General features: G+C 69.4%; 15 protein-coding genes. 1 reads left to right on the top strand and 14 read right to left on the bottom strand.

Features of this window, described 5'->3' with window-relative positions; translation table 11 throughout:
* Nucleotides 1-31: 31 nt before the first annotated feature.
* From IT306_07755 to IT306_07715, 9 genes are read right to left on the bottom strand one after another with little or no spacing between them, the layout of a single operon-like run.
* Nucleotides 32-1,135 carry a 5-(carboxyamino)imidazole ribonucleotide synthase gene (locus IT306_07755; protein ID MCC7368300.1) on the bottom strand — a complete coding sequence of 368 codons (1,104 nt, stop codon included), beginning with the start codon at nucleotides 1,133-1,135 and terminating at the stop codon, nucleotides 32-34.
* Nucleotides 1,132-1,644 carry a 5-(carboxyamino)imidazole ribonucleotide mutase gene (purE, locus tag IT306_07750; GenBank protein ID MCC7368299.1) on the bottom strand — a complete coding sequence of 171 codons (513 nt, stop codon included), beginning with the start codon at nucleotides 1,642-1,644 and terminating at the stop codon, nucleotides 1,132-1,134. The genes IT306_07755 and purE overlap by 4 nt, the downstream gene beginning before the upstream one ends.
* A gap of 15 nt (nucleotides 1,645-1,659) precedes the next feature.
* Complete coding sequence (locus IT306_07745; GenBank protein MCC7368298.1) at nucleotides 1,660-2,055, bottom strand: hypothetical protein; 396 nt, start codon at nucleotides 2,053-2,055, stop codon at nucleotides 1,660-1,662.
* A complete protein-coding gene (locus IT306_07740) occupies nucleotides 2,055-2,684 on the bottom strand; it encodes a hypothetical protein (GenBank protein ID MCC7368297.1) in 630 nt (209 codons plus the stop codon). Before IT306_07740 ends, IT306_07745 begins: the two co-directional genes overlap by 1 nt.
* A 25-nt stretch (nucleotides 2,685-2,709) precedes the next feature.
* Nucleotides 2,710-3,657, bottom strand: coding sequence for an alpha/beta fold hydrolase (locus IT306_07735; protein ID MCC7368296.1), 948 nt, complete (start codon nucleotides 3,655-3,657; stop codon nucleotides 2,710-2,712).
* A gap of 5 nt (nucleotides 3,658-3,662) precedes the next feature.
* Complete coding sequence (gene crtI / locus IT306_07730; GenBank protein ID MCC7368295.1) at nucleotides 3,663-5,171, bottom strand: phytoene desaturase; 1,509 nt, start codon at nucleotides 5,169-5,171, stop codon at nucleotides 3,663-3,665.
* Between the two features lie 48 nt (nucleotides 5,172-5,219).
* On the bottom strand, nucleotides 5,220-6,230 hold the full coding sequence (locus IT306_07725; protein ID MCC7368294.1) for a phytoene/squalene synthase family protein: 1,011 nt from the start codon (nucleotides 6,228-6,230) through the stop codon (nucleotides 5,220-5,222).
* On the bottom strand, nucleotides 6,227-7,786 hold the full coding sequence (locus tag IT306_07720; GenBank protein ID MCC7368293.1) for an FAD-dependent oxidoreductase: 1,560 nt from the start codon (nucleotides 7,784-7,786) through the stop codon (nucleotides 6,227-6,229). The genes IT306_07725 and IT306_07720 overlap by 4 nt, the downstream gene beginning before the upstream one ends.
* 5 nt (nucleotides 7,787-7,791) lie before the next feature.
* A complete protein-coding gene (locus IT306_07715; protein MCC7368292.1) occupies nucleotides 7,792-8,265 on the bottom strand; it encodes a hypothetical protein in 474 nt (157 codons plus the stop codon).
* Nucleotides 8,266-8,483: 218 nt separating this feature from the next.
* Here IT306_07715 and IT306_07710 point away from each other — a divergent pair, with 218 nt between their 5' ends.
* On the top strand, nucleotides 8,484-9,287 hold the full coding sequence (locus IT306_07710; protein MCC7368291.1) for an SDR family oxidoreductase: 804 nt from the start codon (nucleotides 8,484-8,486) through the stop codon (nucleotides 9,285-9,287).
* Nucleotides 9,288-9,290: 3 nt separating this feature from the next.
* Here the strand turns inward: IT306_07710 and IT306_07705 are convergent, their stop codons facing one another.
* From IT306_07705 to IT306_07685, 5 genes are all read right to left on the bottom strand, one after another.
* A complete protein-coding gene (locus tag IT306_07705; protein MCC7368290.1) occupies nucleotides 9,291-10,244 on the bottom strand; it encodes a sugar phosphate isomerase/epimerase in 954 nt (317 codons plus the stop codon).
* A 186-nt stretch (nucleotides 10,245-10,430) separates the two neighbouring features.
* Nucleotides 10,431-11,546 carry a cellulase family glycosylhydrolase gene (locus IT306_07700; GenBank protein ID MCC7368289.1) on the bottom strand — a complete coding sequence of 372 codons (1,116 nt, stop codon included), beginning with the start codon at nucleotides 11,544-11,546 and terminating at the stop codon, nucleotides 10,431-10,433.
* A 308-nt stretch (nucleotides 11,547-11,854) separates the two neighbouring features.
* Nucleotides 11,855-13,579 (bottom strand): hypothetical protein, encoded by a 1,725-nt coding sequence (locus tag IT306_07695; GenBank protein MCC7368288.1) that lies wholly within the window; start codon nucleotides 13,577-13,579, stop codon nucleotides 11,855-11,857.
* 148 nt (nucleotides 13,580-13,727) lie between these two features.
* Nucleotides 13,728-14,591, bottom strand: coding sequence for a glycerophosphodiester phosphodiesterase (locus IT306_07690; protein MCC7368287.1), 864 nt, complete (start codon nucleotides 14,589-14,591; stop codon nucleotides 13,728-13,730).
* A complete protein-coding gene (locus tag IT306_07685; GenBank protein ID MCC7368286.1) occupies nucleotides 14,588-15,181 on the bottom strand; it encodes a hypothetical protein in 594 nt (197 codons plus the stop codon). Before IT306_07685 ends, IT306_07690 begins: the two co-directional genes overlap by 4 nt.
* Between the last annotated feature and the right edge of the window lie 318 nt (nucleotides 15,182-15,499).

Here is a 15,499-nt window from a genome sequence, read left to right as displayed (position 1 = left end):
GGCGGCCTGCGTTTCTCAGGTTGGACCTGGTTTAGGCGGCGGCGTCCGCCAGCGCCACGACCTGCGCCAACGAGGCATCTCGTTCTGCGGCTGTCGCGGCGACGACGTTGACGTGCCCGATCTTGCGGCCAGGACGCGGCGACTTGCCGTACAGGTGGACATGCGCGCCTGGAATTCTCAGCAGCGACTCGATGGGCGGGGCCGTCCCGATCAGGTTGACCATCGCGGCGTGGCCCCGCGCGGCCGTCGAGCCGAGCGGCCAGCCGAGCACTGCCCGCAGGTGATTCTCGAACTGGCTGCACTCCGCGCCCTCGATGGTCCAGTGTCCCGAGTTGTGGACCCGTGGCGCGATCTCGTTCGCCAGCAGGCGACCGTCGCGGTCGTCCACGAACAGCTCGAACCCGAGGACGCCCACGTACTCCAGCGCCGACAGCACGCGCTCGGCGTACGACTCGGCCAGCGCTTGCAGGGGGCCGGCCGTGCCCAGAGCGGGAGCCACGGACGTTCGGAGGATGCCCTCGCGGTGCACGTTCTCCACCAATGGGTAGAACGCCGTCTCGCCGGTCCGGCCGCGCACAGACAGGACCGACAGCTCGCGCCGCAAGGGGATGCGCTCCTCAAGCACGCACGCCACGCCGCCCAGCGACGCCCATGCCGCTGCCAGGTCGTCGCCGTCGCGGATCACCACCTGCCCCTTGCCGTCGTAGCCGAGGCGGCGCGTCTTGAGGATCGACGGCCGGCCCAGCCTCGCCACCGCCGCTTCCAGATCGGCAAGCGATCCCACCACCGCGTACCGTGGCAGCGGAATCCCGAGTTGCTCGAAGAGCCGCTTCTCGGCCAGCCGGTCCTGGGCCGTCTCCAACGCCAGCGCTGGCGGGTAGACCGGCGCCCGCGCCGCCAGCGTGCGCGCCGCGATCTCCGGCACGTTCTCGAACTCGTAGGTGGCAGCCGTCAGCCCATCGGCAAACCGCTCCAGGGCGGCCGGATCGTCGTACGGGCCGACCTGCAGCTCGGCGAGGTGGCCGCCCGGCGACTCCGGCGACGGATCGAGCAGTCGAAAGCGCAGGCCGAGCGGGTAGCCGGCCAGTGCCAGCATCCGCCCGAGCTGGCCGCCGCCCAGGATCCCGACGATCACCCTTCGAGCGTCTCGCGCGGGTCGGGATGGGCCAGCACGGCGGCCGTCTGGGCCTCACGATACTGCCGCAGCGCCTCCCGGATGGCCGGGCGCTGGTTGCCCAGGATGCTGGCCGCCAGCAGCGCCGCGTTCACCGCGCCCGCCCGCCCGATGGCGAGCGTCCCGACGGCGATGCCGGCCGGCATCTGGACAATCGAGAGCAGCGAATCCATCCCCTTGAGCGCATGGGACTCGACGGGCACGCCGAGGACCGGCAGCACCGTGAACGACGCCGTCATCCCCGGCAGGTGGGCCGCCCCGCCCGCCCCGGCGATGATCACCTGGAGGCCGCGCGCCTCGGCGCTCGACGCGTACTCGACCAGCTGGTGCGGCGTCCGATGCACCGAGCAGACCCGCACCTCGTGTGGCACGCCCAGCCGTTCGAGGGTCTCTGCGGCGTGGGTCATCGTGGCCCAGTCCGAGCGTGACCCCATGATGATGCCGACCAGCGGTGCAGCAGGCTCAGTCATGCGGCGAGTGTAGCATCAGCGGGCGGCGCGCGGGCGCAGCAGGAACCGCTCGCGGTGCGTCAGGTCGGCGGCCATCGGCACGTCCACGTTGACCTCGATGGCCCAGATCACCGAGACCAGCCGACCGGAGTAGCTCCACGGCTGCTGCGGCAGTTGGAACTGAAACGCCCCCTCGACCACCATCTCGGGGACGAGCCGCCCCTGTGTGATGCTGGTCTCGGCTACCTGGTCCGAGGCCGGATTGCCGCGCCCCTCCGTGAACCAGATCAGCCGGACGGTCAGACTCCGGCACTCCATCGAGCGGTCTGGCTGTACGACCACGCTGCCGGAGACCGCCTGGCCCGGCTCGAAGCACGGGACGCCGTTGACCAGCTCGCCGCCGTCGAACCTGACCGTGAACTGGGTTGCCATCAGCCGCCTCCGTCGGCAGCGACGCTCGGGAGGACGTTCACGACGGTCTCTTCGTCCAGGTCCGGCGTGCCTGGGATCTGCACCGTGATTCTGACCAGCCAGGACAGCGCGTTGTCCGGCGTATTGAACGAGTGCATGCCGCTGCGCGGCACGCGCAGCGTGCAGGTCTCGGTCAGCAGCTCGCCCCTGGCAAGCTGCTGACCGGACGTTTCGTACTGATCGATCACCGTGGAGGTCTCCGAGGTGCGAGTGTTGCGTCCTCGCCGGTAGGTCGCCGACTCACGGAACACGAGCTGGATCGCGACCTTCCCGATCTCCTGGTCTCGCCGTGACGCCTGCTGAAAGCGCACCTGGAGCTGATCCCCCAGGCGAACCTGTGAGGCCGACAGCTCGATGGACGGCGGCCCGAACGCCCGTGCGATCAGCAGCCGGTACAGGAAGAGGTTCCAGACCCCGATGCCGACCATCCCGAAGCCGACCGCCAGGAACGGAAGCGTAAACAGCAGGAAGAACCAGGGCGCGCCGACCGCCCACATGACGGAGACCACGAAGACGCTGACCGTCGAGAAGAACAGACCGAACAGGAGTATGCAGCCGCCCCCGGCCACCTTGCTCATGTCACGCGGCATCTGCTGCATCAGCGGAGAGTCTAGCTCATAGCTCGGACATGGCGAGGGCCGTACTCTCGCGGATCAGCCCGAGCACCGCGTCGGCGGCCTCGTCGTGCGGCAGCTGCCCGACGTTCGGCAGCGTCTCGACGTGGACGCGCGGCCCCAGCCGCCGCAGCTCCAGGTCGGAGGCCTGCCGGCCGATGCCCGGCACCTCTCCTCGAATGACCAGGATCGGCGTGCTGATCTGTGGCAGCCCGATCTCCGCCGGCAGGTCGAGCGCGCCAGCGACGAACGCGGCCGGGGCCAGCCGGGCGTTCGGCTGATGGGCCGTCGCCCACTGCTGCCCGATGACCGTCTCGTCGGCCAGCGCCGGATCGGCGTACGCGCGCCGCATGTAGCCGCGGATGCTGGCCCGGGAGACCAGCCCGTTGAACAGCGCCGTCCCGAGCAGCGGTGTCCGCAGCAGCCATCCGCCCGCGCGCCCGGCCGGTCCGATCTCCGTCTGAAATGTCGGCGAGAGCAGCACCAGCCCCGAGAGCAGCTCGGGGGACTGCCGCGCGACGGCCACCGCGTAAGCGGCGCTCAGCGACGACGCCACGACCATGCCCGGCCGCTGCACCACCTCCTGGAGGAAGTCCGCCAGCAGCGCGGCGTACTGGCTGCCCGTGTACGACGCTGCCGGCCGCGCCGACTTGCCGAAGCCCGGCCAGTCCAGGGCGTAGACGGTGCGGTCGTGGCTCAGCGGCTCGAAGACCTGCCGCATCTCGAACGACGAGGCGGCAGCGTGGATGCCGTGCAGCAGGATGATGGGCGGCCCGTTGCCGAGTGTCGTGTAGCGGGTGCGCCAGCCGCGCCACTCCCAGTCGTGCATCGCGCCCGGCAGCGTCGGGGGGAGGTCGTCCAGCAGCAGCCGGCGGTTCAGCAGGGCCAGCGCCCCGCCGCCCAGCCCAGCCAGAATGATGCTTGCCAGCCGCCACCGTCCGAGACCCATGTCTGTCAGTGTGCCAGGGTGGCCGTGCCGTATGCGAGGGGAACGTCGGTCGCGACGAGCCGATCCACGATCTCCGCCGAGAGCAGCGTTCCGGGCAGGCCGGCCCCGGGGTGCGTGCCAGCTCCCGCCAGGTACAGCCCCTCGACGTCCTCCGAGCGGTTGTGCGGGCGGAAGTAGGCCGATTGGAGAAGGACCGGCTCGATGGAGAAGGCGCTGCCCTGGAAGGCGTTGAGCTGATGGCGAAAGTCGAGCGGCGTAAACGTGTGCTCGACCTCGATGCTGGCCTCCAGGCCGTCCAGCCCAAAGTCACGCTCGAGGAAGCGGATGATCCGGTCGCGGAAGGGCCGGGCCATCGACTTCCAGTCCGTCTCGGCCGTGAGGTTGGGGACCGGCGCCAGCAGGTAGACGCTCTCGTGGCCGGGCGGCGCCATGCTCGGATCGGTGCGGGTCGGGGCGTGGACGTACAGGGAGAAGTCCTCGGCCAGCAGCTTGCGGTCGAAGATGTCCCCGATCAACCCCTGGTAGCGTGGCGACATGATGATGGTGTGGTGCAGCAGCCTGTCGTACTGGCGGTTCAGGCCCAGGTAGAGCAGGAAGCACGACATCGACTGCTTCAGGCGGGTGATCCTGCGGTCCGTCCAGCGGCGGCGATGCGTGCGGTCGATCAGCCGCGCGTAGGTCCAGACCACGTCGGCGTTCGACACCACCGCAGCGGCGGGCCAGCGCCGGCCGCCCTGCGTGACCACGCCCCTCACTGCCCCGCGCTCGACCTCGATCTGGATGACCTCGGCGCTGCACTCCAGGTGGCCGCCCAGCTCGCGGAAGCGCCGCACCAGCGCCTCGATCAGCGCGTAGGCGCCGCCCATCGCGAAGTGGACGCCGCCGCCGCGCTCCAGGAACGGCACGATGCTGTAGATGGCCGAGGCGCGGAACGGGTTGCCGCCGATGAACAGCGGGTGGAAGCTGTACGCCATCCGCAAGGATGGATCCGTGAAGTAGTCCGACACCAGGCTGTAGACGGAGCGGTCTGCGCGGAGCATCGCCAGCTCCGGCACGACCTTCAGGAAGTCGCCCACCGACAGGAACGGCTGGTGCGCGAGGTCGGCGAAGGCGCGGCGGTAGATGTCGCCGGTCTTCTCCATGAAGCGGGCGTACTGGGCCGGCGCGTCCGGATCGAACTTCCGAAGCTCGTCTGTCAGCCGCTCCTGATCGCCGCCGTAGTCGAAGTGGCGGCCGTCGCCAAAGTAGATGCGGTAGTACGGCTCCAGCGGTTTCAGCGTCAGGTACTGGTCCAGGCGGACGCCCGCCGACGAGAACAGGTCGTCGAGCAGGTCCGGGGCCGTGATGATGCTCGGCCCCATGTCGAAGGTGTAGCCGCCATCCTTGAGCTGATACGCTCTGCCGCCCGGCCGGGACCGCTTCTCCAGCAGCGTGACCTCGTAGCCGCGTGCCTGCAAGCGCAACGCCGAGGCCAGCCCGCCGAAGCCGCTGCCAATCACGACGATCCGTGTCATCGGTGCCTCACCAGTCGACAGACGTGGACAAACGCAACCGCATCGTCCTCATGCGCTGGCCAGCGCTGGCTGATTGTCAGGGGTGGCGCGGCGTGCGCCGGGCTGGACCCCCACCCGCTGAAGCTCGGAGAGCGCGGCCGGCCCCAGCACGTCCAGGGGCGTACGGGTCGGCTGCGCGTAGCCGGTCAACTGTCGCAGCGCCACCCGCCCGGCCAGCAGCGCCTTTCGCGGCCGGCCCACGACGACCCGGCCGTCAAAGACGTTCAGCGCCCGGCGCTCGACCGCCCGCAGGATCTCGCGGTAGAGATCGATGGCGACCAGGATCGGGTAGCGGACGCGCGCGGGCAGCTCCGGCACACCAGCCGAGCCTGCCAGGTAGTAGCGGTCGGCGCGCTCGACGTGCAGCTGAAGCAGGTCGCCCAGGGCCGGCGACATCCGCCGACGCTGCAACGCCTCCTCGGCCCCGCCGAACCGCGCGATCTCCTCGGCCGGCAGGTAGATTCGGCCCTGGCGCAGGTCGGCGTCCACGTCGCGAACGATGTTGGTGAGCTGCATGCCGATGCCGACAGCGGAGGCGGCGGTCAGCGCGCTCGGGGTCGTCGCGCCGAGGACGTGGCACATGGCCAGCCCGACCGTCCCGGCCACGCGAAAGGCGTACCGTTCGAGATCGGGGAACGTCAGGATCGGGCGGTTGTCCAGGTCGTCGGTCAGCCCATCCAGCAGAGCATGCAGGTAGGCGGGCGGGATGGCGTGCTCGGTCATCACCCGCCCGAGTGCGCGCGCCAGTGGTGAGCATGATACCTGGGCCGCCTCCGGATCGGATACGAGCCTGTGCCAGCGTTCCAGCTCAACGTGGATCTCGCGGAGGTCGGCGTCTGCCGGGCGCTCGTCCACCAGGTCGTCGACCGTCCGAAAGAAGGCGTAGAGCACCTCGGTGGCCGCGCGTCGGTTCGGGTCCAGAAAGCGGGCTGCCAGCGAGAAGGTTCGCGCATGCTGCCGCATGATCTGACCGAACGGCGCGCCGTAGCGGGCGGAACGTCGCCACGCCCGCACGCTCACGGGCGGACCTCGACGGCTGTGGCCGCTCTCCCACCGGGACGGCCCCGCCCGGCGCGCGTGCGACGTCGGTGCTCGTCGAGATGCCGCAGTGCGTCGCGGGATGCGTTCAACCCGCTGAGCGTGACGCCGATGGTGCCCTGTCCGGGGAAGACGGAGTCGCCGCACTGGAACAGGCCCGGCAGTCCGGTCCGGTGGGACTGGGCCCGCAGGTTGGCGTGGCGCAGCGACTGTGGCACGCCGCCGACTCGTCCCTCGTGGCGGCCGGTCCAGCGCCAGTAGCCGCGGGGTGTCGCCACCTCCGAGAAGATGATCTTGCCGCGGAGACCGGGCACGACCCGCTCGGCGGCAGCCAGCAGGCGTTCCCCGATCCTGGCTTTCCGCTCCAGGTAGGCCGGCCGGCTGGCCAGCCGCCACCACGGATCGACCCGGGTATGGGTCGAGATGGACAGCGTGGCGATGGACGGGTGACGCGGCGGCTGCGGCCCGAAGATGGACAGGAAGCTGCTTGCGCCGTCCTCAAGCTCGTCCGAGTACGTCTCGACGATCTGGTGGTACTGGGGAAACGGTCCCGGGAGGTCCGTCGCGTCGAGCGCGGCGTAGCAAACCACGGCCCCCCACGGCTGCACGCGCTCGTGGGGAGCACGGACAAGCTGAGGCGGCGGCTCGTCGACCATCAGCGCAAGATCGGGCGTCGGAATGTTGGCGATCACCGTTCTGGCCAGCAGGCGATCGTCGTCGGCCGTCGTCACGGCCCACAGGCCGAGGGTCCGTTGCACGCGGCGCACCCAGGTGCGGAAGTGGCAAGCGGCGCCCCGCGCTTCGAGCGCTCGCACCAGATCCTGCGCGATGGTCGCCGTGCCGTGCGGCAGGTGGAAGACGCCCCGCCGGTACACGTCGAGTGCCAGCGCGCCGTTCATGGCGACGGCCTCGTCGGCCAGGCACTGCATCGAGATCAGCAACTGGTTGTCGACAAAACGTCGGTGCGGCACGTCCCCGGCGATGCCGGCCGAGGCGAGCAGGTCCGCCACGCTCTGCCAGAGTGTCGGCGCGGCGGCCAGCAGGCTCGGGCGGGCGAGGCGGGCGGCGTTCCAGAGGTCGCGGACGCTCTGGAGCGGCAGGCTCGGGCGTGCCGCCGCCAGATCGTGCGCCGTGTCCGCAAGCCGCCTGACATCGGCCCAGAAGCGGTCGCCGCCCGGCCCGATGCTCGGGAAGGCCCGCTGCCGCTCGTGTTCCCAGTGGCGTCGATCCGTGGAGATGGTGACCTGCCGGTCCGGGAGGTGGACGGTCATCGCGGTGTCGAGGGGCAGCGCCGAGATCGGGATGTCCAGCCGCTCGTAGACCCAGCGGTGCAGGCCGCCCGGCTCGAAGCCCAACACGACCGTCGCGCCGGCCGGGAAGAGGATGCCCCGCCGGAGAAAGTCGCCAGCGCAGCCGCCCGGCCGGGTGTGACCTTCGAGGACGGCGACATCCAGGCCGGTATCAGCGCAGAGGGCGGCGGCGGTGAGCCCGCCGATGCCCGCGCCAATGACCAGGACGTCGTAGACGCGCTCGGCCACGACCGTCAGCCTGCCGTTCCGGCCTGCTGCTGGCCGGCGGTCCCAGGGGGCGGCAGCAGCAGCCCGATGACCGCGCCAAGCGCCGCGTGTCGCCAGACGGCCTGGAGGAAGTACGTCGGCGTGCTCATCGGGGCGAGGTGGCCGCGCTTGACGGCGACGTGGGACCGATCCAGGAGCAGCACCACCGGCCAGAGGGTCGTGTTCTCGATCTGGGCCAGCAGGACGCCGCGCAGCCACATCGGCCCCCGCAGGCGCGGCGCGGCGACCCGGTCGAACAGCAGGCCAAACGTCGCGCCGGCCGACAGGTGCATCAGGAGTCCGAGCGGCGGCCAGGCGGCCTCGTTGCCGGTCACGAGGCCGCCCAACAGCAGGAGATCGTTCGTCCCGCGGTTGACGAGCCGGCGGTCGATCTCCTGCGCGGCGAGATAGGCCAGCGCGCCAGCTACGCCAGCGGCGAGCGCGCGAAGTGATCGGCACATCGAGGTGCTCCGTGGCTGTGCTGCGCGTGCAAGCATCTGCGCCCCCGCTTCACCTTTCGAGTGTACATATCCTGTTCATGATGTGTCAATGAATGGCCTGTGCATGGGCCGGGCTGGCAGTGTCGCCCGCGCCCGCATGCCCTTCTGCTTTCGCCGCCGGTCGCCTGCCGGCGCGGCTACACTCTCGGGCATCCGACCCTTGTTGTGAGTGTGCGCTGATGGCCGACGATGTCCACCTGCTTCCCGCCGATCTCGCCCGACTTCCTGCGCTGTTCGACCTGAGCGGCAAGGTCGCCCTGGTGACCGGGGCCGCGTCCGGCCTGGGCCGAGCCATCGCCATCGGGCTGGCGGTCCACGGCGCAGACGTGGTAGTTGCCGATCTGAACCTGGCCGGCGCGCAGGCGACCGCTGGCGTCATCGCTGGCCTTGGTCGCAAGACGCTGGCCATCGGCGTGGACGTGACGAGCTGGGAGCAGGTCGTCTCGATGGTCGAGCAGACGGTTGCAGCCTTTGCCCGCATCGACATCAGCTTCAACGTGCCGGGCATCAACGTTCGCAAGCCGGCGTTGGAGATGACCTCGGAGGAGTTCCGCTCGGTGATCGACGTGAACCTGACCGGCGTCTTCCACTGCGCCCGGGCCGTGGGCGAGGTGATGGTGCGGCAGGGAGGCGGGCGGATGGTCAACATCGCCAGCATGTTCGGGCATGCGGGGTCGCGGCGGTCGGCGGCCTACACCGCCTCGAAGCACGCCGTCGTCGGGCTGACCAGGGTGCTGGCCCTGGAGTGGGCCGAGCACGGCGTCCGCGTCAACTCGCTGGGGCCGGGCTACACGCGCTCGGCCCTCACCGAGCCGTGGATGTCCGATCCGGTCACGGCCCGCGACCGCGAGCAGGCCACCCCGATGGGGCGTTTTGCCGATCCGTGGGAGATGGTCGGCCCGGCCATCTTCATGGTGTCGGACGCGTCCACGTTCATGACCGGCGCGGGGCTGATCGTGGACGGCGGCTACACGACCGGCTGACGCTCAGGCTGACGCGGTCGTCTCGTTGGGCGTGCCCATCCCGAGCGCCAGCAGCATCTCGACGCCCGGTCCGATGTGCTCGGCCAGCACGTCGGCGTGCAGCTCCAGGGTCAGGATCGTGTCCGGGCGGACGTACTTTGCCAGCATCGCGAAGTCCGTCCCACCCTGTCCGGGCGCGCGGTGATCGCGGGCGGCCTGGGTGTCGTGGACGTGCATCCCGACCAGGCGGTCGGCGTACCGGCGCAGGTACTCTTCGTGCTCCACGAAGCCGCAGTATTCGAGCTTCGCGCCGTGGCCGGCGTCGTGCCAGTAGCCGACCGGGAGATCCGTGCAGGCGTCCAGGACCGTCGCCATCTCGTCCAGGCTCGGGATCTCCTGGTAGCCGTCACGCGCTTCGACGCCGAGGCGGACGCCGGTCCCGACGGCATGCTCGCCCAGCGCCAGAATGCTCTTGACGGCGGCGTCAACGTGGGGCGGCGCGTTGGCTGCCCGGTCCTGCTGGGCCTGCTCCAGCAGTTGGCGATGAGCGGGGCTGTCGCGGCCATCCCGAGCGATGGTGTCTACGATGGTCCGCTGGCGGGACCAGACGGATGTCGAACCCAGGTGGATCACGATTCCGCGCGCGCCAAGCTCGGCGGCGGCGTCAATCGTCTTCTTGACCGTGTCCACCGCGAACTGGCGATCCGTCGCGTTGGTGGAGGCGAGCCAGTCTCCCCAGCGGGCGCGCATGCCGCGCTCGTCGACGGCGATGGGGCAGGGGCTGTGGAGGCTGGTGATCTCGAAGCCGCGCGCCCTGGCCTCGGCGCCGAGGTCCGCAAGCTGGGCCGGTGTGTGCAGGCAGTACGCTTCGAGTCGACGGAAGCCGAGCCGCTCGTGCTCGTCGAGGAGATCGGCCGGGCGACTGTGCCGTCCGCCGTTCCAGCAGGTGGAGAGGCCAAAACGATGACGCTCGATCATGCTGGAAGTATACGGCTGAGGTCGAGGGTCGAGGGTCGAGGATCGAGGGTCGAGGGTCGAGGGTCGAGGGTCGAGGGTTGTGGGTCGAGGGGTGTGGGTCGAGGGTCGTAGGTCATGGGGGTGGTTCGAGCCGATCTCCCCACGACCCACGATCTACGATCCTCGACCTGCCTCTCGACCTGCCTGTTACGGGAGGGCGCCGCTCGTGCGGGCCGCCGACAGCGCGTCGAAGGCCGGCCGGGTGGTGCCGTCCGGGTTGGTGATGCTCCACCAGTACTGCTCGAACTCGGGCGTCCAGGCCGGGTCCGAGATGTTCCAGACGAACATCGGGCCGATCCACGGCGACCACGAGCTCTTGGCGTACTTGTAGGCGCGGACGATGTAGTCCGCCTGCTGCTCAGGGGTCACGGCGTACCAGGAGTACTGCGGGTTGACCTGGTCGGTCGTCCAGCCGAACTCCAGCAGCCAGACCTGCTTGGCGGAGTCGCCGTTCAGCACCATGATGTTCCGCAGCTCTTCCACCCGGCGGAAGTAGAACGACGAGTGCGGGAACCGCGAGTCCGAGTTGACGGCGACCTCGGGGGCCGAGCCGTAGCCAGCGCCATGCACGCCGACGGCGTCCGAGAACTGGGCGAGGCCCTCTTCGTACAGCCAGCCGAGGTAGACATCGTCCGGCATCGCCGTGCCGTCGTTCGTGCCCGTCGGCGAGAGGCCGGCGCTGACGATCAGCTTGGACGGATCCTCGGCCTTCACGGCCTGGTAGGTCCGCTTGAGCATGTACATGTACTGCGCGGCCTGATCGCGGTTGATCGGCGCGCCGCCCCATTCACGCGAGAGGTTCGGCTCGTTCCAGACCTCGATGGCGTGGATGGCGCCCTTCGGCGACCCCTGGCGGTACCGCTTGGCCATCACCGAGACGAAGTCGGCGTAGTCAAAGATGTCGTCCGGCGGGCCGTTCTCGGCCTTGACCGTCCGCGACCAGTCCGGCTGGTGATCGACGCGGGCCAGGATCTTCAGGCCCGCCTGCGAGGCCGCCAGCACGACGCGGTCGAGGTCGTCCCAGTCGATGCAGTTCTTGCAGCTGGGCTCGATGCTCCGCCACGGCACCGCCAGCTTGACCCAGTTCAGGCCGGCCTTCTTCACCAGCGCGATGTCGCGCGCGGTGGTGCTGGGATTACCGAGAAGGAAGACACTCGCACCGTAGTCCGGGCTGCCACTGGTCTGGGCCTGGGCTGTGCTGCTCGACGGAATCGCCGTCATGAGCAGCGCGGCGAGCGCTACCAGGGAAAAGAGCCTCTTCAAGCTACGAACCTCCTGACACGTGGATCGGAACATGCGACATAAAACGCACAGCATGCCCGCCGGTTCTGACGGCCAACGCCCGGCGCATCCCCTCTGACATCGTTGTCAGGTCTGTTGCGTCTCTATCTCGGCGCATTCGCGTGCGGCAGCGCGATCCACTCTCCGCTGCCCGGCAGGCAAGGCGCGGGATTATAGGGGCGTATCCGGCCGCGCAGAAGGTCCAAACTCGTGCAAAACGGGCGTTCTGTGCCTCACCCAAGACACGAGTCGGGGGCTGTTGCGGGTGCAGCACTGCCCCTGACGGCACGCTACCGCTTGTTGTAGACGACCTCGACGCCCGTCGCGAGCATCACCCCGTCGCCCATCGGCCAGCCGCGCGCGCGGACGTTGTCGCCAACGTTGAAGGTCTTGACGGACTGGTTCCGTGGCATCCGCAGGCGGTAGGTCGCCTTCTTCGTGGTGGTGATGATGAGTGTCGGGTCGTCCACGCTGGTGCTGATGCCGGTGACCACGCCGGTGATGTCGAGCGGGGCGGTCGGGGAGGCTGACGGACGCGCCATCAGCGGCGGTACGGGCGTCGGCCGGGTGGCCGGCGCACCGCCGCTCTGGCGTCCGGAACTGCTCACGCTCGTGCAGGCATTGGTCAGTCCGGTGCGGGCGTTCTGATACTCAAGGTCGGCCGCCACGCCGGTCCAGACCTGCCACAGCTCCATGCCCTCAGGGGCGAGGCTGATGCCGCGCCGCCGGTCCAGATCGCTGCCCAGATCGGTGTCCGGGTTCGGATAGGGCGAGCCCCACGGCGCGGCGCCGTTCATCTCCAGCTCGCGGATCGCCTCGGCCAGCCCCCACTGGGCGTCGTGCCATTCGCCGTTGATGTCCTGCCAGGGGCGCTTGATACCGGCCCGCAGCGCGGCCACGCGGCTCCCACCGAAGCGGGCCTGATCCTCAGACGGCGTGCCCAGGGTGAACCCGTACTCCGTGGCCAGCGTGGCGACGCCACCCCGGTGCAGCACCATCGCATCGTCGGCAGGGTAGGCGTTGAAGTCGTAGAACGTCAGCGGCCAGACGTTCCAGCAGTAGGCGCCGCAGGCTCGCGCCATCTGATCGGCGGCCTTCAGGTACTTCTGACGCAGGTAGCTGTCGATACCACCCGTGCCTGGTCGATACGGGATGTCGGTCAACTCCGCGAAGTACTGCGCGCCGACAAAGACGAGATGGTTCTTATCGACAGAACGGATGGTGTCCGTCATGTCTTTGACGAAGTCCAGGTACCAGTCGTAGCCAGTTTCGACGCCGTTGCGGACGTTGTTTCGGGCCTTCAGCTCGTTGCCAAGCTGCCAGCCCATGATGGCCGGACTCTCGGCAAGGTCGCTGACGAGTTGCCGCACCCACGGCTTGTAGTTCACCTCGTAGTTCGGCACGTCCGAGACCGGGGCGTCGCCGCACTCCGGGTTGAAGTTGAAGCGCTGGTAGCCACGCCGGAACCACGGCGCCGGCAGCACGTAGAAGTCGCAGCCGGCCGGGTTGTCGCGGAGGTACTTGTCGCCGGGGATGCCGTGGCCGTAGTAGTCGGTCAGGACGATCAGCAGGTAGATCGATTCCGAGCGCCCGACGGACTTGTTGTACGCCTCGACCAGACTGGTCAGCTCGCGGACCATCCGCGCGTGGGCGTCGGCGTCCAGGTCGGGCGCTTCCCGGTGGCCGGTGGCGAACACCCGAATCCAGCGAACCTTGTTCCGCCGCATCCACTCCAGGTTCTGGACGATGGACTCGCGGTAGATCAGGTTGGGGACGTTCGCGCCGACCGCCTGGAGCGGCCAGCAGTCCGGGTCATACATGACGCCGTCGATGACGCCGACGAACCCGGGCGAGCGCCAGTCATGGTCCGGCCAGTCGGCGTAGGAGATCGGCTGGTCGGGGTCGGCGTCCTGGCCAAAGGCGACCTGGAACGGTCCGGCGACCGCGCCGATGGCGATGGCGGCAAGCATCAGACGAAGAACGAACAGCCCCAGCCCTCGAGAAACGGGAAGCACGATGGTGCGGCCTCGCGTCAAGTTTCGCTCAGTCACCAGCGCAGTATGCCCGAAACCGCAAGAACGGGCAGCCGTCCGGTGCGCCATAGTCTAGCAGGCGTGTCAATCCGCCGCCTGCGGCTTTCGTCGTCACTGGCTGCTGCTCCGGTCATCGCTGGGCTTCGAGCGCCGCGCGGACCGCGTCCGGCCGGCCGGTGATGATGCCGTCCACACGGGCGTTCGCCAGCGTGCGCACGCTGGCCACGTTGTCAACCGACCAGACCACCACCTGCCGGCCGCTGGCGTGGATGTCGCGGACGAGGGATGCGTCCATACCGACAACCTCCCAGGGCGGCCCGATCACCGTCACGCCGGCCGGTGGCTCGCCCCGCAGGGGGCTCGTTGCCGTGTAGAGCGCCGCCAGCTTGATGTCGGGGTTGATGCGTCGGAGCCGTTCCAGCGAGGCCATGTCGAACGACTGGACGATGGTCCGGTCCTCGTAGCCGGCCGCGCTGATGACCGCGGCGACCCGCTCCTCGATCCCCGGCGAGAGGCGCGGGTCCTTCATCTCGGGGAAGATGCGCACGTTGTGCTGGCTGGCAAGCGCCAGGACCTCCTCGAAGGTCGGCACGCGCTCGCCGGCGAACTGCGCCCCGAACCAGGCGCCGGCGTCCAGCTGCCGGACCTCCGCCAGGGTCAGATCGCGCAGTGCGCCGCGCCCGTTGGTCGTGCGCTCCACGCGCAGATCGTGGAAGACCACAAGCTGGCCGTCCTTGGTCTGCTGGACGTCCATCTCCAGCCAGTCGGCGCCCTGCTCGATGGCCAGTTTGAAGGCGGACATCGTGTTCTCAGGGGCGTAGGCAGATGCACCCCGGTGGGCCAGCACCTGCACCCGCACCGCCGCCGCACCGTTCTGGCGCAGCGTGGCGAAGAGGGTCACGCTGGCGACGAGCACCAGCAGCGCGCCGAGGGCCACGGCGATGCGCTCGCGGCGCGCCCCCAGCTGGATCTTGACCGGCTCGGGGACGCTCATACCTCGATCACGTCGTCCGGCGAGGCCCCGACAAAGAGGCCCGCGTAGAACCGGCGCACGTACGGCGGGAGCATAGTCATGTCGCCCATGACGCCGCTGGCCAACCCGGCGAACATCTCGGTGTCGTTCTCTTCGACCAGCATGCCGCGCCAGAAGCCGGTCGGGCTGCTCGCGTCGGGCTGGGTCGGGATGCCGTGGACGTAGTGATGCGCCAGCGTCTGGGCCCGCTCGTACCGTTTGTCGGTCTCCGAGGAGAGCCGCACGACAGCGTTCATGATCGCCCGCGCGTTGTCGTTGATCTCACGGGCGTCGTGCCAGAAGGCGTGAGCCAGCTCGTGGATGGCGGCCTCGTCCTGTGCACCACGCACCTGCACGAGGCCCCGATCCCCCCACCAGAAGCCGCCGCCCCACTCGGCTGAGAGGTCACCGGCCTCCAGGCGCAGCGTCCGAAAGTAGCTGATGGCCTGGTACGTGAAGTCGTAGCGCCGGAACAGGGCTTCGAACCACGCACGGGCGGTGTCTGGCGACTCCATCGTGGAGATGCCGAAGCCCTGGCGCATCTCTTCGCTTGCCCGAACGTGCTGGGCCATGCACCACCTCCCGCCGGTCAGGATGCCTGACCGGTGCTACCCGGAGAACGGTGCCAGAGTATAGCGGCGGGCGGCTGGCTGGTTCTCGTCATTCGGCAGGGCGCTCAGGGCGATGGCATGTTCATTGGTGTACGCGAAGCATCATGGAACGGGTGGTCGGGGACTGAAGTCCCCGCCTACACGCATGCAGTCGCTGCGCGACGGCCGTCGGGAACGGCCGGCACTGGTGCGACTGGAGCGTCGCGCAGCGACTGCAGGATCGTAGGCGGGGCTTTCAAGCCCCGACGCGGCGGCACGACGCGCTCAACATACGATTGC

This window comes from Chloroflexota bacterium (genome assembly GCA_020850535.1).
GTDB lineage: Bacteria > Chloroflexota > UBA6077 > UBA6077 > JACCZL01 > JADZEM01.
This window is presented reverse-complemented; position numbering and strand designations above follow the sequence as displayed.